General features: G+C 62.4%; 20 protein-coding genes. 13 read left to right on the forward strand and 7 right to left on the reverse strand.

Annotation, left to right across the window (positions count from 1 at the left end; all coding sequences use genetic code 11):
• Nucleotides 1-30 precede the first annotated feature (30 nt).
• From BKG76_RS22310 to BKG76_RS22320, 3 genes are read right to left on the reverse strand one after another with little or no spacing between them, the layout of a single operon-like run.
• Complete coding sequence (locus BKG76_RS22310) at nt 31-444, reverse strand: arsenate reductase ArsC (RefSeq protein WP_070939851.1); 414 nt, start codon at nt 442-444, stop codon at nt 31-33.
• Complete coding sequence (arsB, locus tag BKG76_RS22315) at nt 441-1547, reverse strand: ACR3 family arsenite efflux transporter (protein WP_070939852.1); 1107 nt, start codon at nt 1545-1547, stop codon at nt 441-443. Before arsB ends, BKG76_RS22310 begins: the two co-directional genes overlap by 4 nt.
• Nucleotides 1544-1999: an ArsI/CadI family heavy metal resistance metalloenzyme gene (locus tag BKG76_RS22320; protein WP_070940072.1), complete on the reverse strand. Its 456-nt coding sequence runs from the start codon at nt 1997-1999 to the stop codon at nt 1544-1546. The genes arsB and BKG76_RS22320 overlap by 4 nt, the downstream gene beginning before the upstream one ends.
• A gap of 103 nt (nt 2000-2102) precedes the next feature.
• On the opposite strand from BKG76_RS22320, the gene BKG76_RS22325 reads away from it, so the two are divergent.
• Nucleotides 2103-2462 (forward strand): Rv2640c family ArsR-like transcriptional regulator, encoded by a 360-nt coding sequence (locus BKG76_RS22325; protein ID WP_070939853.1) that lies wholly within the window; start codon nt 2103-2105, stop codon nt 2460-2462.
• Between the two features lie 23 nt (nt 2463-2485).
• On the opposite strand, the gene BKG76_RS22330 is transcribed toward BKG76_RS22325, so the two are convergent.
• Nucleotides 2486-2683: a hypothetical protein gene (locus BKG76_RS22330; RefSeq protein WP_070939854.1), complete on the reverse strand. Its 198-nt coding sequence runs from the start codon at nt 2681-2683 to the stop codon at nt 2486-2488.
• 356 nt (nt 2684-3039) lie between these two features.
• Here BKG76_RS22330 and BKG76_RS22335 point away from each other — a divergent pair, with 356 nt between their 5' ends.
• Nucleotides 3040-3252, forward strand: a complete 213-nt coding sequence (locus tag BKG76_RS22335) for a TOBE domain-containing protein (protein ID WP_070939855.1) — start codon at nt 3040-3042, stop codon at nt 3250-3252.
• A 246-nt stretch (nt 3253-3498) separates the two neighbouring features.
• Here BKG76_RS22335 and BKG76_RS22340 read toward each other — a convergent pair whose 3' ends face one another.
• Nucleotides 3499-4383, reverse strand: a complete 885-nt coding sequence (locus tag BKG76_RS22340) for a hypothetical protein (protein ID WP_070939856.1) — start codon at nt 4381-4383, stop codon at nt 3499-3501.
• Nucleotides 4384-4532: 149 nt separating this feature from the next.
• On the opposite strand from BKG76_RS22340, the gene BKG76_RS22345 reads away from it, so the two are divergent.
• Both BKG76_RS22345 and BKG76_RS22350 read left to right on the forward strand, forming a co-directional pair.
• Entirely contained in the window at nt 4533-5444 is a 912-nt protein-coding gene (locus BKG76_RS22345; protein WP_083338179.1) for a LysR family transcriptional regulator, read from the forward strand.
• Nucleotides 5445-6025: 581 nt separating this feature from the next.
• Complete coding sequence (locus BKG76_RS22350) at nt 6026-7078, forward strand: acyltransferase family protein (RefSeq protein ID WP_070939858.1); 1053 nt, start codon at nt 6026-6028, stop codon at nt 7076-7078.
• Nucleotides 7079-7167: 89 nt separating this feature from the next.
• Here the strand turns inward: BKG76_RS22350 and BKG76_RS22355 are convergent, their stop codons facing one another.
• Nucleotides 7168-7527 (reverse strand): DUF5994 family protein, encoded by a 360-nt coding sequence (locus tag BKG76_RS22355; RefSeq protein ID WP_078283085.1) that lies wholly within the window; start codon nt 7525-7527, stop codon nt 7168-7170.
• Between the two features lie 457 nt (nt 7528-7984).
• Here BKG76_RS22355 and BKG76_RS22360 point away from each other — a divergent pair, with 457 nt between their 5' ends.
• The 8 genes from BKG76_RS22360 to BKG76_RS22395 all read left to right on the forward strand — a co-directional run bounded on the left by BKG76_RS22360 (nt 7985) and on the right by BKG76_RS22395 (nt 15552).
• Nucleotides 7985-8968, forward strand: coding sequence for an acyl-ACP desaturase (locus BKG76_RS22360; protein ID WP_070939860.1), 984 nt, complete (start codon nt 7985-7987; stop codon nt 8966-8968).
• 382 nt (nt 8969-9350) lie between these two features.
• Nucleotides 9351-9956, forward strand: a complete 606-nt coding sequence (locus BKG76_RS22365; protein ID WP_070939861.1) for a class I SAM-dependent methyltransferase — start codon at nt 9351-9353, stop codon at nt 9954-9956.
• Between the two features lie 68 nt (nt 9957-10024).
• Nucleotides 10025-10642: a TetR/AcrR family transcriptional regulator gene (locus tag BKG76_RS22370; protein ID WP_070939862.1), complete on the forward strand. Its 618-nt coding sequence runs from the start codon at nt 10025-10027 to the stop codon at nt 10640-10642.
• Between the two features lie 19 nt (nt 10643-10661).
• Entirely contained in the window at nt 10662-11537 is an 876-nt protein-coding gene (locus BKG76_RS22375) for a DUF1295 domain-containing protein (protein ID WP_070939863.1), read from the forward strand.
• On the forward strand, nt 11534-12667 hold the full coding sequence (locus tag BKG76_RS22380) for an FAD-dependent oxidoreductase (protein WP_070939864.1): 1134 nt from the start codon (nt 11534-11536) through the stop codon (nt 12665-12667). The genes BKG76_RS22375 and BKG76_RS22380 overlap by 4 nt, the downstream gene beginning before the upstream one ends.
• Before the next feature lie 208 nt (nt 12668-12875).
• Nucleotides 12876-13856: a nitrilase-related carbon-nitrogen hydrolase gene (locus BKG76_RS22385; RefSeq protein WP_070939865.1), complete on the forward strand. Its 981-nt coding sequence runs from the start codon at nt 12876-12878 to the stop codon at nt 13854-13856.
• Nucleotides 13856-14878, forward strand: a complete 1023-nt coding sequence (locus BKG76_RS22390; RefSeq protein ID WP_070939866.1) for an agmatine deiminase family protein — start codon at nt 13856-13858, stop codon at nt 14876-14878. The genes BKG76_RS22385 and BKG76_RS22390 overlap by 1 nt, the downstream gene beginning before the upstream one ends.
• A gap of 65 nt (nt 14879-14943) precedes the next feature.
• Nucleotides 14944-15552: a TetR/AcrR family transcriptional regulator gene (locus tag BKG76_RS22395; RefSeq protein ID WP_070939867.1), complete on the forward strand. Its 609-nt coding sequence runs from the start codon at nt 14944-14946 to the stop codon at nt 15550-15552.
• A 9-nt stretch (nt 15553-15561) separates the two neighbouring features.
• On the opposite strand, the gene BKG76_RS22400 is transcribed toward BKG76_RS22395, so the two are convergent.
• Nucleotides 15562-16014 carry a TIGR03618 family F420-dependent PPOX class oxidoreductase gene (locus BKG76_RS22400; protein WP_070939868.1) on the reverse strand — a complete coding sequence of 151 codons (453 nt, stop codon included), beginning with the start codon at nt 16012-16014 and terminating at the stop codon, nt 15562-15564.
• Between the two features lie 172 nt (nt 16015-16186).
• Between BKG76_RS22400 and BKG76_RS22405 the strand changes: the two genes are divergently transcribed.
• Entirely contained in the window at nt 16187-16867 is a 681-nt protein-coding gene (locus BKG76_RS22405) for a TetR/AcrR family transcriptional regulator (protein WP_070939869.1), read from the forward strand.
• Nucleotides 16868-16876 lie beyond the last annotated feature (9 nt).

The raw sequence follows: 16876 nt of genomic DNA on the forward strand, positions 1-16876 counted from the left end.
AGAGGCGCAAGCGCGCTGGGCGATATGAAGTCAGATGCCCTTGACGGCGAGTTCGTCCAGCAAGTGCCGTACCCGCCGCTCAATGTCATCGCGGATGGGGCGGACCGCTTCGACGGATTGTCCGGCGGGGTCGGGCAGCTCCCAGTTCTCGTAACGCTTTCCGGGAAAGTACGGGCAGGCGTCCCCGCAGCCCATGGTGATCACGACGTCGGCAGTCTGTACGGTTTCGTCGGTCCAGGGTTTGGGATGTTCATGGGTGATGTCGATACCGACCTCACCCATGGCTTCGATTGCCGCCGCGTTGATTTCATCGGCGGGCTCCGATCCGCCAGAGAGCCCGATGGCGTCACCTCCGGCGAGCCGGGTGAAGAATCCCAGGGCCATCTGCGAGCGACCGGCATTGTGGGTGCACAAGAACAGCACCGTGGGCTTTCCGTCGGTCATCGTTCGATCACTTCCTCTGGGGCGGCCGGAGATGAAACATGCTGGAGTTCATGATCGAATCGGTGCCGCAGTGCCAGTGATACATACACCAGTCCAACCAGGACGGGGACTTCGATGAGGGGGCCGACGACGCCGGCGAGGGCCTGGCCGGATGTTGCGCCATAGGTGGCGATTGCCACGGCGATGGCCAGCTCGAAGTTGTTGCCCGCTGCGGTGAATGCGAGCGTAGTCGTGCGTGGATATCCGAGCCTGAGGGCCGCGCCCAATAGGTAGCCACCGCCCCACATGATCGCGAAGTAGGCCAACAGCGGCACCGCGATACGGGCCACATCCCATGGGTGGGAGGAGATTTGGGCGCCCTGTAGGGAGAACAAGATCACGATGGTGAACAGCAGGCCCCACAACGCCCAAGGGCTGACGACGGGCAGGAAGCGGGTTTCGTACCACTGGCGCCCCTTGGCGCGTTCCCCGAAGCGCCGTGAGAGGTATCCCGCCGTGAGTGGGATACCCAGGAAGATGAGCACGGATGTGACGATCTGCCAGGGCGAGGTGGCGATGGTGGTCTGCGGCAGGTGCAGCCAGCCTGGCAGCACCGACAGATAGAACCAGCCCAGCGCCGCGAACATCAGCACCTGGAACATCGAATTGAGTGCCACCAGCACGGCGGCCGCTTCGCGGTCCCCGCAGGCCAGATCGTTCCAGATGATCACCATCGCAATACATCTGGCTAGACCGACGATGATCAGGCCGGTACGGTACTCCGGCAGATCCGCCAGCAGCAGCCACGCGAGGGCGAACATCAGTGCTGGGCCGAGCACCCAGTTCAAGACCAAGGAGCCGACGAGGAGCTTACGGTCACCGGTGACGGTGTCGAGGCGGTCGTAGCGGACCTTGGCCAGCACCGGATACATCATGACGAGTAGACCTATCGCGATCGGCAATGAGATCCCTTCGACCTGAACCTTTTCCAATACCGAGTTCAAGCCGGGTATCCAGCGCCCGAGTAGTAACCCGGCAGCCATCGCCATTCCGATCCACACAGGCAAGAACCGGTCGAGGGTCGACAACTTCCCCGGCGCAGGGTCGGTAACAGCCCGAGTCATTGGGGAGTGCAACACGGCGAGGACGCCGGCACGTCGACGGGCAGGTCGGGGTTCTCGGCGCGTGGCTGAGGGCTGTTGCCGAAGGTCTCCGAATCGGCCAAAACCGTGTAGATCTCCCACTTCTCGGCATCGGGTGCGGTGATCCACACCTTGTCCTGTGTGGCGAAACAGCACGTGGTCCCGATCTCTTCTTCGGTAAACATTCCCTCCCGGGTCAAGCGGGCGATCTCGTCGTGCACTTGTTCGCTGGAGTCGACCTGCACCCCGAGATGGTTGATGGTGCCGCCATGACCCGGATTCTCCAGGAGCACCAGCTTCAGCGGCGGCGAATCGATCGCGAAGTTGGCGTAGCCCGGTTTCCGTTTTGCCGGTTCCACACCGAATAGATTGGAATAGAACATAATTGACGCATCGAGGTCATCGACATTCAGCGCCAGCTGCACGCGAGACACCAGGACCACCTCCACAACTAATGAGATATTTATCGAACTTGTCGGTCGACGGCCAGTGTGCCACGTCTTTGACATATGTCAAAGCATTGGGGATGCTGGAGCCATGCCCAAGGCACTTCCCCTGGTGGATACCTCCACGCCCGTGTGTTGCGCGCCCGTCGCGGCAGGCCCGATGTCCGACGACCAAGCCCTCGAGGTGGCCCTGCGACTCAAGGCCCTTGCTGATCCGGTGCGGGTCAAGATCATGTCCCAGCTGTTCAGCGCCCCCGACCGCGAGATCATCAGTGGCGACCTTGCCGGACTGCTTGGACTCACCGAATCGACCGTCAGCCACCACATGGGCCAGCTTCGCAAAGCGGGTCTGGTCGAGTCAGATCGACGCGGTATGAACGTCTTTCACCGACCGGTGCCCGATGCGCTCACCGCGCTCTGCACCGTCCTGGACCCCACCTGCTGCCAGTAGTAACACTCCGATGCGTGCAGTACTCACCCGAAGGTCTGGAGGCCGAGCGCGGTGAAGTCGACCTCGACCTCGTCACCGTCCCGCTCAATCTTGCAATAGCCACTGCGGCGCAGCTCCTCCAGCACATGCCACGGCGGCTCGTCGTCAGGCAGGTACCAGCCGATCGCGGTAGGCCACTCTCGATCGTGATGGTGGTCGACGAGTTGGTCTACCAACGCCATGGCGTCGGAACTGAGTTGAGCGGGCGCTTCCTTCTTGCCTCGCCTACGAGAAAACCACGGCATTGCGGCAGTGTACGTGGGGGCCGCGGTCGCGATTCACTGCCGCAATGGCGCGGGGCGCGAGGCCACGTGTCCTTCGAACATACTTGGAATTGTTGCGGCCCAACGACATAACGCGGGTGTGCCGTCACGTGCCCGATTCCCATTGTGGGCGCAGGTGTCGCCTGCACTGCAGGACGTCATTTTGGACTTCCACTGGGACCCAGGCCCGCACTGAGTCACCCAGCTGTCAGCCGTCGATCTAGCGGGTTTACTAGCCTGAACGGACATCCCCGACACCGACGTAAGGACATGTCATGCGCCTGTCTACCCGCAATCAGCTGACCGGAACGATCACCGCGGTGAACGTTGGCACCGTGATGGCCATTGTGAAGATCCGGCTCGACGGAGGCGATCAGGTCGTCACGTCGTCGATCACCAAGGACGCGGTCTCCGACCTCGGCCTCACCGTCGGCCAGGCGGCCACCGTGTTCATCAAGTCCACCGAAGTAACCGTGGGAGTCGAGTAACTCGGCCAGGCCCACGGCCCGATCACTCCCCTGCCGGGTTACCTTGTTCTCAGCGGGACCTCAGCGGCTTGCGGGCATTCTTACGTCATGTCCGTTACAGACACGGCAATCGACACCAACGGCGACAACCTCATGATCGCCAAGTCATTGATGGTCTGCGGCGCCGCGACAACAGCCATGGTTGTCATGGGTTGGCTTATCGAGGCAGGTCTGCTGTCAACAACTGTTTTTCGTGGACGCACGAGGTCATTGAGCAGGCTCCGACACCAATGCCTGGCTGTTCTCGGCAGCACCGAACACTGCTACGGCTACCGCGGAAACGACCGCAACGACGAACGCCACAGCAACGAGCCAGCCCATTCCGGGGCGTGCGGTGTCGCCCAACAGCACGACGCCGATAACGCCGGGCACCACCGTCTCTCCGACGACCAACGCGGCCGCTGCTCCGTTGACCGAACCAATCTGTAGCGCGACGGTGAATAGGTAGAACCCACCCACGCCCGCGATGACTACCGCATAGGCCGCGGGATCGGCGAGTAGCACCTTCGGGCTCAGCGGCTCGATACCGTTCACCACCCGCACCGCGATAGCCATGCCTCCGTACAGGATGCCCGCCAACAGCCCGGCCGGGATCGCAGCCCGGGTTCCGAGTAGGCGAATCAGCCCAATTCCGGTGAGCAATATGGCGATTGAGGTGATCAGTACGCCCCAGTGAAATGCCGGCGGCGCAGAGTCGTCGCCGAGCGGGCCTGCTGTCGCGCCGAGCACACATAGCGACAACAGGACGGCGGCGATCGCGAGCCAGTCCCGTCGCTGCAGACGCACACCCAGGACCGCGATGCCGAGCACCGCGGTGACCGCCAGGTTCGCGCTCATGATCGTCTGGGACAGAAACAGCGGAATCAGCCGAGCCGAGACCAGGCTGCCCGCGAAGCCGACGAGATCGAGAACCATGCCGGCAATAAACGCGGGAGTCAGCGCGGCGGCGACGGTCGATCGAAGTGTCGGACCGTGGTCACCGGCCGGTTCGTGAGTCGCTGCGGCGGCTTGGCGGGCACCGTAACCCTGCAACACTGACGCCGTTCCGTATCCGAGGCACGCGAGCAACGCCGCCGCGATGCCGATCAGCATGGGACAGTCGGGGCATAACGGGGTTCGGTTGTCAGCATCGGACGATTGTATTTGCCGAGTCCAGGTGGTGGGGTTGGAGATCCGGTCTTGGCTGAACCCAGCCCGGATATCAGGCCTGATCAAGATCAGTGTGACGATATGCTCGTCGCGTGAGTGTGCGAAGCCTCAATCTGGATGATTTGCGCTGCTTCGTAGCGGTCGCAAACAGATTGAGCTTCTCCCAGGCGGCACGGGAGCTGCATCTGACGCCCTCCGTTCTTAGTAGACGGATAAGCAACGCAGAGCGGGTTCTCAGCGCAAACCTGTTTGTTCGCGACACCCGCACGGTGAAGCTCACCCATGAAGGCGCCAGGCTGCTTCCTCTTGCCCAGGAAGTGATTGAGAAGTTCGACAGGATGCCTGATGAGATTTCCAAGGGCCCGCTACCGATCAGAAAGATCCGCTGCGGTATCCCCCCATGGCTTCCGCCGGTGTTGCAGGCCAAACTGACCGGTTTCGGGGAAAGCAACACCGAGAAGTTCAAGCTCACCCAGGCGCCCCTGGTGAGCGCCGACATCATCGACGGGATACTGCACGAGAGGCTGGATTTCGGGTTCGTCAGGCCGAACTCGCAGGCCACGGTGCTGTCCTACACCACTGTCTGGAAAGAACGAATCGGCGCGGTGCTCTCGCGAGAGCAGTTCGCCTCTCGCGAATCGATCGCTGTGGCGGAGCTTCTCGCGTTGGATTACATCGGCGATCGGCGTGACAGTGACACCGAGTATCGGCGTGACGTAGAAACAGAGTTGGACAAGCATGGGCAGCTCAAACGGGCAGAATTTACGCTCGGCGACGGAGCGCGGGTCAAGCAAGGCATCGCGGCAGGTGAGGCATTCAACCTGGCTCCGATGCCGTCACCGGGTGAACCCAACACGCTGGAATACGACGAATTTGTCCTTGTTCCGATATCGGATCTGCGTTTCCGGCTCTTGACGTGCTTGGCGTACCGCGACGACACAGCCGGGCGCGATCGTGGGCTGCAGGACGTGCTCGACACGATCATTCTCTTGTTCCGCGAGTAGTCCCCTTGTTGCGAGGCTTCGTCGGCGCCTGAAAGGTGTACTGCCGCAGGCATAGTCCATGCCGACGAACTCCAAACCGCCTGGGCCGCAACGTGCGAGTTCGAGCGGACACAGAAACGAGCGGAGCCGCGCCAGGCGGCCGCCGCTCACGCCGGCAATATCTCCTGGGGCCGGCACCCGACCCCGGCATCCACTGGGAGATCTCACCACCAAGCCTCGACCACCGAAGACGTTTTGACGGGCACCGGCAGCAAATGAGCCCTTAGGCGCCGTCTTTCATCTCAAATTTGCTGCCGTTAACTAGGGCGTGAAAACCATTCACGTCGACAACAGCAGGGATCCCATCAGACCTCGCACTGTTGAATACGGCCTCCGCGTGCAACGTCCACGTTGGTAAAGCATGTTGTGTAACTGTCGACATTCGCTCATTTGCTTTTAGAAAAGCCGGACATATTCGTAAACAACTTGAGTATTGGCGTTGTCATGATTTCCGAGGTGAGGCGGCACCAGCGCCGTGCGCGATTGTGCAGTATGTTCTTTTAACAAAAGTAAAGACACCACATCGGCGCCCAAGGAGGTTTATGAAGCTTGGGCAGGTATTTGATCCGCGCCGCAACGCTCTAACCTCTTGGCGTCTCATTCTTGCTATTGGCGTGGTCTTCTGGCATTCGTGGCCACTTACCGGCCGTGAAATCAGTTACGAGCCCGTGGCCCGATTGCTTGGCGATATTTTTGCCGACGGCTTCTTCGTCATTTCCGGGTTTCTCATCACCGCAGCCTGGATACGTCGTCCGAACTTGAAGGAGTATTGGTCGTCGCGTGTCCTGCGGATCTTCCCCGGCCTCTGGATATGCCTGATGGTGATAGCTTTCGTCATCGCGCCGATTGTGGCGAGGGTTCAGCACACCTCCCTCGCCTTCTCATCGGAGCTCGGCTACGTGATCAACAACGGCCTTCTCAATGTGAGCTATTTCGATATCGACGGCACCCCCACCGACGTGCCGTATCCGGGGGTGTGGAACGGATCCATCTGGACGTTGTTCTTCGTCCTGCTCTGCGACGTGATGGTCTCCGCGCTCGGCGTAACAGGTCTTCTGAAGCGGCGGTGGGTGATTCTCATCCTGCTTGTCGTGGCGCTGTTCTGTTCCGCCCACTTCTCGTACACACCCGATTCGTACACCTGGCCGCAGATGCTGTCGCGCTTCTTTGTCGTGTTCCTTGCGGGCGCCTTGTTCTACCAGTACCAGGACAAGATTCCCGTCCGCTGGTGGTTGGTCGTGTTGAGCGTCGCGATTGTTGGGGCGTCGGCGCTCATGCAGAACTACCGAGTGATCGGTGCCCTGCCGCTGGCCTACGCCGTCATCGCCTCCGGAGCACTCATCCGGAGGACGCGGCTACGCAACGACCTGTCATATGGCGTGTACATCTATGCATTCCCGATTCAACAGTTGCTGGCCGCCTTCGGGCTGGCCCGGTTCAATCCGTTCTTGTTCTTCATCCTCGCTACCGCAGCCACCCTCCCGGTCGCCGCATTGAGCTGGTTCGTGGTGGAGAAACGCGCCATGGCACTGAAAGCCCGGATTTTTCGCAGAGTCGCTGTATCGCCCAGTGCACAGCGGGCGGCGGTGCCCTGAGGGCAGCACGGGTCCCGCTGGCGTCGAGCGTTCCGTTACGGACGTCGATCGAGAAGGTGCAGCTGGACCTCTCGGAACTGCGGAATCTTTCAGGCAGCCATAACTATTCGGAGCGCGGTGGTGACTTCACCCTCCTTGGGAGAATCAAGCAGGGGCATCTGCGCGGCCAAGCGCATGACTGTCATTGCGAGAATCTTGTTGGTGTGTGACGGCACCATCAGCATCCTGATCGTCCGATGCTCACCCCGGAGCGTGATAACCCAATGAAACGGCTGACCCGCGAGGTGCGGAGGCATAGCGGCCGACCTCATGCTCGATCGAGGTGAGCCAGCCTTCCAGTTCAGTGATACCTGGCTAACAGCGCCGATGTGCGCGGCCAGCCCCTCAATCAACGGTGACAGCTCTCGCGCGATCAACCTGTCGTCCTGCGGCCACCATGCGCCGTTCATCCTGCCGGTCTTACGTGGACCCAATGTGAAGCGGATCGGCGGACCGGGGTACTCGGTCTGTCTCTGTGCCTGTGTCTGTGTCATACGTACTCTCTGTCTCTCCGCGGGGCTCAGACAAAGGGATTTGTATGAGGCAAACAGTTAGCGCCAGGTTTATGCCGTGGTGATCGGTATGTCACGGACATTACTCCCATTTACGGGACATGCCAGCGGTGGTTTGTAACTTCCTGGGGTGCAATGATTTTAGATATCGCGCACTGCAACCTGCAGGTCGAACTGGCGATTGCGGGTCTCTGCCGGCAATGTTCGGGTGCGGATTCTGGATGTTACGAATTGGACGCACGATTGCGCGTAGCGGCCCGCGGCCGGCTGCGGCATGATAGATTTCTGTAACCGCTGGATACGGGTACTGGTAGTTGCAGTTTCTGTCTGGCTCCCCGATTTGAGGAACGTATCCATGCAGAAGGCCTTTACCGACCTGGAACTGCTCCACGAGCTTGAGCCTGTGGTCGAGGAGAATGTCCATCGCCACCTCGGCGTCACCAAGGACTGGAACCCGCACGACTACGTCCCGTGGTCCGAGGGCAAGAACTACAAGGCCCTGGGTGGCCAGGACTGGGATCCGGAGCAGTCCAAGCTCTCCGAGTTGGCGAAGATCGCGATGATCACGAACCTGTTGACCGAGGACAACCTGCCCTCGTATCACCGTGAGATCGCGATGAACTTCACCATGGACGGACCGTGGGGTACCTGGGTCAACCGTTGGACCGCAGAAGAAAACCGCCACGGCATCGCCATCCGCGACTACCTGGTGGTGACCCGCTCGGTCGATCCGATCGAATTGGAGAAGCTGCGCATCGCGCAGATGACCAGCGGGTTCTCCCCAGGCCAGAACCGGCAGAACATACCGTTCTCGGACAGCCTGTTCGACTCGGTGGTGTACGTGACGTTCCAGGAGCTGGCCACCCGCGTCTCACACCGCAACACCGGCAAGGCCTGCGCCGAGCCCATCGCCGATGAGCTGCTCAAGCGCATCTCCACCGACGAGAACCTGCACATGATCTTTTACCGCAACATGGTTTCGGCCGGCCTGGAGATCGCACCCAACCAAGCGGTCCAGGCTGTCCACAAGGTGCTCGACAACTTCACGATGCCCGGCTATACGATCCCCGGATTCCGCCGCAACGCCGTCGCCATCGCCACCGGTGGCGTGTACGACCCGCAGTCGCACCTCGAGGAGGTCGTGCTGCCGGTGCTGCGCAAGTGGCGCATCTTCGATCGCGACGACATCACCGGCGAGGGCGAGTGGTACCGCGAGGACCTGGCGCGCATCGTCGGCGATCTGAAGAAGACCTCGTCCGACTTCGAAGAAGTCAAGGCCAAGTACCTGGACCGCCAAGCCAAGCGCGCCGAGCGCAACGCCGCCAAAGTGCTTGTTTGAGTTGGGAACTGCCGGGTAAGCGCGTCCTCAGATTAGGGCCAGCCGAATCCGGGTGTACCAAATCCCATCCCAAATCCGTCGTCGCCGGGCCACATCCACGGTGATGTGACGTCGTCGTCATCCCTGGATTGCGTGCATGCGGCATCGGGTCCCAGGCCTCCGGAGAACTGACACGGTGGCTCTGCCCGGGCTGGTACGGCCAGTACGACCATGGCCATCAACATTGCCGAGGCGCACGCGCTATAACGCATCTCCTAGACCCCTTCTTTACGGCAGTGACCTGCGGGGTTGTCATTGAGATTAACACCAGAATCGGCGTGCGACCGGTTATCCGCTGATCGGTTCACACATGCCGAACTGCGCCCCTTGCGACAATGGCTGCATGGTTGAACAGAGCCTCTGGATGCAAAAGGTCGCGGCCAATCCAAACCATTCGCAGTGGTACATCGAGCGCTTTCGCTCGATGGCCCGCGAGGGGGCGGATTTGGCGGGTGAGGCTCGGCTCGTGGACGCGCTGGTACCACGTGGCGCCCGGATTCTCGACGCGGGCTGCGGCTCCGGCCGGGTGGGCGGATTCCTTGCTGCGGCCGGTCACGACGTGGTCGGTGTCGACGTCGACCCGGTGCTCATCGCGGCGGCCGAACACGACCACCCGGGCCCGCGTTGGCTCGTAGGCGATCTCGCCGAACTCGATCTACCCGCGCGTGGGATCGCCGAACCGTTCGACATCATCGTGTCGGCGGGCAACGTCATGGCTTTCCTTGCTCCGAGCACCCGCGCGCAGGTGTTGGGTCGGTTGTGTGCGCATCTGTCGACCGACGGTCGGGCCGTGATCGGATTTGGCGCCGGCCGCGACTACGAGTTCAGCCGGTTCTTCGATGACGCTACCGAGGCCGGCCTCGTCCCGGACCTGCTGCTGTCCACGTGGGACCTGCGGCCGTTCACCGACAAGTCGGACTTTCTCGTCGCGCTGCTTCGGGTTGCATAACTAGTTGACAGTCACTGTCATATGGTCATATGGTGCCAGCGGGCCGGCACTGCTGAAGGGAGCCCCCCATGGGTGACTCCGGCGGCTCCTTGCGTGACCGGCAGCGCACACAGATTCGAGCGGACATCAGGCGCTCTGCGTTTCGATTGTTTGTCGAACGCGGGTATGACGCCGTAACCACCGAAGAAATCGCCTCAGCGGCAGGAGTTTCGGCGCGCACCTTCTTTCGGCACATTCCGACTAAAGAGGAGCTACTCCTGGGGCCGGTACGTCACGGCGGCGCCGCGATCGTCGATCTTCTGGAGCGCAGACCCGCGCGCGAGTCTCCTGACCTCGCGATGATCAACTGCATCGTCGAGCACGCCCGGCTCTTTGATGAGGACGATGTCGAGGAGTGGCGGCAGGCTCTGTTGGTTGCCCCGGAATTCCTTCACAAGCTGACCCTCAATACGCCCGCGGATCGGGAGCGTGCCGCGAAGTTGCTCGCGGCACGGATGGGTGTTGACACCGACGCCGACATGCGACCTGGTTTGTTGGCTCAGCTTGCCTTTGCCGCAGGCGACTATGGATTTCGGCAATGGGTGAAACAGACCGGACACCGGCAGCCTCTCGGTCGGTTTCTCTCCGAAGCTCTGGAAGCAGTCAAGAGCCCGCATTGGAAGGGAAAACACTGTCGTGACTTCTAGGGGGAACGGCGCGACCGCTATGCGCGGCAAGGCACAATCGCTGGCCTTGGTGGGCGCGGCCTACCTCGTCGCCGTGGGGGTCGGCGCCGCATGGCTGATCTGGGGTCCGAGTACGGGACGCATGTGGCTGGATACCTTGATCGCCGACGTCTTGGCCACCGTCGCAATATTCGTGTTCAGCAGGCTGTACCGCAATTCGAGCTTTTATGACGCCTACTGGAGCGTGATACCTCCACTGCTGCTGATCTATTGGTGGAGCCAATCCGGTGTGCACGAACTTCGGTGTTGGCTCCTCGCGGCGGTAGTCGCCCTATGGGCCGTGCGTCTCACGGCCAACTGGGTCTATTCGTTTCCTGGTCTGCACCATGAGGATTGGCGTTACCCCATGCTGCGCGCCGGCGCTGGGCGATGGAGCTTCCTGGCCGATCTGGGGGCGATCCATCTCATTCCCACGTTACTGGTTTTCGCCGGGATGCTGCCAGCATATGTCACGGTGACGCGCCCCGGAGGAGATTTGGGCTGGCTGACGACGATCGCGTGTGTCGTCGGTCTTGGGGCGGTCGCCCTGGAGCTGGTCGCCGACAAACAGATGCATCGGTTTACCCGTGATCGTCGACCCGGTGAGGTGATGGACCGCGGCCTATGGTCGTGGTCTCGCCATCCCAACTACTTCGGAGAGTTCAGTTTCTGGCTTTCCGTGGCGCTCTTCGGTGTTGCGACATCTCCCGCTGACGCGTGGTGGCTGGGCCTCGGCGCGGTGGCCATGTTGGGCATGTTCCTGAGTTCCAGCATCCCGATGATGGAACAGCGCAGTCTGCAACGGCGACCCGAGTATCAGGACGTGATCGCGCGGGTGTCACGGTTTGTGCCGCGCCCGCCGCGGATATCAGCGTGAGCCGCCGACGGGTCGTCGTCGCCGGGCTCGGCGACAGCGGCCTACTGACCGCGATCCGGCTCGCTCGGCACAACGATGTCGTGGGCATCTCCGCCAAGCCCGGATTGGTCAGCGGGCAAGAGCTGGGTGTGCGGCTGTCGCGTCCCGACGAGTGGACACGGAACTATTGGATCCCGTTTGAGCGGTTCCGCGCACTGGACTGCGTGCGTACTGAGCACGCCACGCTTACCGGCGTCAACCTCAGCGCCCGAACGGTTTTCGCCCAGAACCGGGACGGCTCAGCGCTAACCGAACCGTATGACACGTTGATCATCTCGACCGGAGTCAGCAACGGCTTCTGGCGACAGCCGAGTCTGCAGTCGAGCACCGATGTGGCCGAGGACCTGCGTGCGGCGCACCAGCGGCTGATCTCGGCGCGCTCGGTAATCGTGATCGGCGGAGGGGCCGCCGCCGTGAGCAGCGCCGCGAACCTGGCGATGACATGGCCGAATCTACGAGTTGATCTGTACTTTCCCGGTGAGCGCGCGCTGACGCAGCACGCGCCGCGAGTGTGGGACCGGATTCGTCGGCGACTGAACGAACTACACGTCGGATTGCACCCAGGACACCGGGCACTCATCCCCGAGGGATTCGCGTGCGACCGGATCACCGACCAGCCGGTTCAGTGGAGCTCGGGGCAATCGCCGGCGTCCGCCGGAGCGGTGGTGTGGGCAACCGGTCGCGTGCGCCCCAATACGGATTGGCTGCCTCCTGAGCTACGCGATGAGCATGGCTTTGTGCGGGTGACGCCCCAGCTGCAGGTTCCTGGCCATCGCAATATCTTCGCAGTCGGAGACGTCGCGGCAACGGACCCGCTCCGGGCATCCGCCCGTAATCGTGCCGATCACCTTGTAGCTCACAATGTTCGGGCCGCGGCCTCCGGCCGGCCGATGCGGACATACCGTCCAGCGGCACATCGTTGGGGCTCGGTGCTCGGGGCGCAGCCCGACGGACTGGAAATTTTCACTCCGTCCGGTCACGCATTTCGCTTCCCCGCGTGGTCGGTCGAACGTGTACTGCAGCCTTGGATCGTCAGCCGCGGTATCTACCGCGGCATCCGCGATACTCCACGGAAGGACTCACCCGCATAAGTCTCGGCAGCACGGTCCTTGTGGCCTACGCCGACTTGCAGCGTCACGATCTGAGCGGCCTGAGCGATCAACCCTTTCATGCACCCGGTGGGCGCCAGTGCGTACTCCCCCGTACGCGGTGCGCAAGTGCACCCAGAATCAATCTTGACTGAATTTTCAGTTTGTTCTACCGTCGCTGTAGTGAGTGATCACCTCAGGAGGTAATGCAATGCCCACATCGGCATTTGTCGTCGAAACCGCATCCACACCGCCAACGTCGCCGGCACGTGTGCGCGACCCACAGCGTCCGCCGCTGCGAGTCGGCCTGGTGCAGCACCGCTGGCTCGCCGATCCGCAGCACCTACGCGACCAGCTTTTCGAAGGCATCCGGCTGGCTGCCGCAGAGGGCGCGAAGGCGGTGTTCCTGCCGGAACTGACACTGTCCCGCTACCCCGCGGATGTCCGGGCAGAAGCGAACCCGGGTACGAGTGCCGAGGAGCTGTTGTCCGGGCCGACATTCACCTTTGCCGCGCAGGCCGCGAAGGAGAACGACGTACTGGTGCACGCCTCGCTGTACGAACGTGCCGATGCCGCGGACGGGCTCGGCTACAACACCGCCATCCTGGTATCACCCGGCGGTGAGCTCGTCGGGCGCACCCGGAAACTGCACATTCCCATCACTGCCGGTTATTACGAGGACACCTATTTTCGCGCCGGACCCGCCGAGGATGCGTATCCGCTGTACCGCCCGGCCGAACTCGATGGCGCCGCGGTCGGTATGCCCACCTGTTGGGACGAGTGGTTTCCCGAGGTTTCGCGGATGTACTCGCTGGCCGGCGCGGAGATCCTGATCTACCCCACCGCGATCGGCTCGGAGCCCGCCTTCCCGGCATTTGATACTCAACCACTGTGGCAACACGTGATCGTCGGGAACGGGATCACCGCGGGGACATTCATGATCGTGCCCAATCGCTTCGGCGACGAGGGAAGCGTGAACTTCTATGGTTCCTCGTTCATTTCCGATCCATACGGCCGGATTCTCGCGCAGGCCCCACGTGATGCGGCGGCGGTATTGGTGGCAGATTTGGACCTTGAGCAGCGCCAAGATTGGCTGGACCTGTTCCCGTTCAACATGACTCGTAGACCCGACACCTACGACCGGCTGGCAGTGCCGGTCGATATGGCGAACCCCTACGGTTCACAAGCATGATGAACTGGCGGATGCCGTCGGAAACAGCCGCGCAGGAACGTATCTGGATGGCGTTTCCGCCGCAGGGCGCGACCGTCTTCGAGAACGCGGAATCCGCGCACGAGGCACGCACCGCATGGGCCGCGGTCGCACACGCCATCCTCGACTTCGAGCCGGTCTCGATGATCGTCGACCCGGCCGATCATGCCGCCGCGCGCACGTATCTCTCGCGGGAGATCGAGCTGTTCGAAGCGCCGCTCGACGATGCCTGGATGAGAGATATCGGCCCCAGTTTTGTCCGCGGCGCAGACGGTCGGCTGGGTGCGGTGGACTGGGTGTTCAACGGATGGGGTGCCTGTGACTGGGCGCACTGGGACAACGACGCACACATCGGCGGGATTGTCGGCCGGCTGGCCGGAGCGGAGATCGTGTCCTCCCCCTTGGTCAACGAGGGCGGCGGTATCCAAGTCGACGGCGAGGGCACGGTACTGGTCACCGAGACCGTGCAGCTCGATCCCGCACGTAATCCCGGACTGGACAAGCCTGCGGTGGAAGCAGAATTGGCGCGTACGATCGGTGCGCGGCATGCGATTTGGTTGCCCCGCGGGTTGACTCGTGATGCCGAGCGGTTCGGCACGAATGGCCACGTCGACATTGTGGTCGCCATCCCGTCGCCGGGCCGGCTGCTGGTACACGCACAGAACAACGCCGCGCATCCGGACCACGAGGTCACCAAGGAGATCGTCGACCTGCTGGCGCAGAGCCATGACGCTCGGGGAAACCCGTGGGAAATAACGCGAATCCCCGCACCGGAGGTCCTTCGCGACAGCGAGGGTTGGGTGGATTACAGCTACATCAACCATCTTGTCGTCAACGACGGCGTGATCGCCTGCCGGTTCGGTGATGCGGCCGACGACACCGCCAAAGACATTCTCAGCGAGGAGTACCCGGGCCGCCGAGTGGTGACGGTGGATGCGCGCGAGATCTTCGCGCGCGGCGGTGGTATCCACTGCATCACCCAACAACAGCCGGCCCTGTCCTGATGACTGGGGCCGGAAGCATTCCCTAGCATGTAGCGAGCTGTTCAGAGCGGAAGGGAGTGTGTCGGGTGACCAGTCGACAGGATGCGATCCTGCAGGCCAGCGCCGCCGCCATCGCCGAGAACGGTGTCCGGGGCCTGCGCGTCAGCGACATCGCGCGAGTGGCTGGGGTCTCATCGGGCTTGCTCTACTACCACTTCAAGGACCGTGATGGGCTGCTCGCGGCGGCCCTCACCTACATCAACGACCAGGCGCGTGCGTATCGGCAGGCTGCCAGCGGTTCCGGTGTATCGCGCGGCCAGCTTATCGAGCACATTCTCGGAGAGATCCAGGACTCCGCCGCGGTAGTGGAGAACTCGTTGGTCTGGAACGAATTACGTGCTTGCGCGGTCTACGAGGAACCGATGCGCGAACCCCTGGCACGAACATCCGAAGAATGGACACGTGAAACCGCTGCCGCCATCCGTGCCACCCAGGACATCGGCGAAGTATCCGAAGCTGTGGACGTCGAGCGCACGGCATCGGTCCTCAATGCGCTCACCGAGGGTCTGGTGTCCCGCTGGCTCTCCCGCGAGCTCACCGCTGAAGAAGCGCGAGAGCACCTGCGCGCCACGGCCGAAATGATGCTCCCCGCCGGTGACCGCAGCCCCAAGAGAACAGCCAGAGTCCGGAAATAGCCGAGCCCACTATCCGCTGGTCGGATTGGAATAGACGCGGCGCGCCGTGATGAGGACGGCCGCTCGCCGTTCCTCCGCCATCACACGGTCGTAGGTATCCCAGTCGTCATGTGTACCGCCGGCGGCTTGAAAGATGTTGCGTAGCAGGAGTCGTAGCGCCTCGCCGTCGACACCGGGCTGCGGGTCGTCGGGACCGATGATCTCGGTGTCGCCTTCCACGGTCACCCAGCGCCAGCCCGCGCGCACGACGATGGTGGCGCGCGGATCGGCACGCAGATGGTCCAGCTTTCTGGTGCCCCCTGCCGCTACCAACGCGACGACCTGTTCACCGGTGCGCGGATGTGCCATGACGCCGGCATTGATCACCGACGACTGAACACTGCCGTCGCGGCGCGCCGTGCTCAACACGCACAGGCCGTGATCGAGGGCGACCAACTCGGAGAACGCGGATATGTCCGTCATGACCGGAATCCCCTTCCAGGAGAGTCTCAGCAGCGATGTCACCAACTGTAGGCGCTGGCCGCGACGGGCCTCGGGGTCGCCTCCAATAATTTGAATTGGATTCAGAAACTGCTTGACGAGGGACGGTCTCCATGGCTAGTTTCTGAATCGAATTCAAATTATTGGAGGCGCGATGGTCGGCAATCGGCGGGGTGTGGCATCACGCGCTGCGCTACTCGAAGCGGGCCGCGCGGCCTTCAGCGCACAGCGGTACGACGAGGTGTCGATCGTCGATGTGGCGCGCTCCCTGGGTGTGGCAGCAGGATCGATCAGCTACCACTTTGGCGGCAAGCGCGGCTTCTACCTGGCGGTTGTCGAGCAGGCGGCCAACGAATTCTGGAGCGACCTGGTCGCCATGCGCGGCCCCGCGCTGGAGCGATTGTCCGATGGTGTGGGCAAGTTCCTGGACCGCGCGCAGCATGAACCCGGTGCCTTCGAGGCGCTGCTCACCGATGTCGCCGATGCCGAGGTCCGACGCATTCGTGAACAACATCGGCAGCGTCTCGCCCACGCGTTGGCCGTGGAAATTACGGGAACCGATTCGACGCCGGTGCTGCGGGCCGCGATCAGCGGCTGTCTGTCCTTCATCGAGGGCATCGTGCTGCATTGGATGCACACCCACGAGATCTCACGCGATGCGGTGCGCGACCTGATCATGGCCAACTTCTTCGGCACTGTGCTCAGCGCCGTGAAGTCGGACCCCGATATCGAACTCAGCCAGCGGGTGGTCGATGTCGTGGTGTCCGACCCGCAGCTGCTATCCCTGCTCACGGATCTGGCCACCACAAACCCCTTGACCAACAAACCCACTTAGCCGAAAGCA

The organism is Mycobacteroides franklinii, from assembly GCF_001853795.1.
Classification (GTDB): Bacteria; Actinomycetota; Actinomycetes; order Mycobacteriales; family Mycobacteriaceae; genus Mycobacterium; species Mycobacterium franklinii.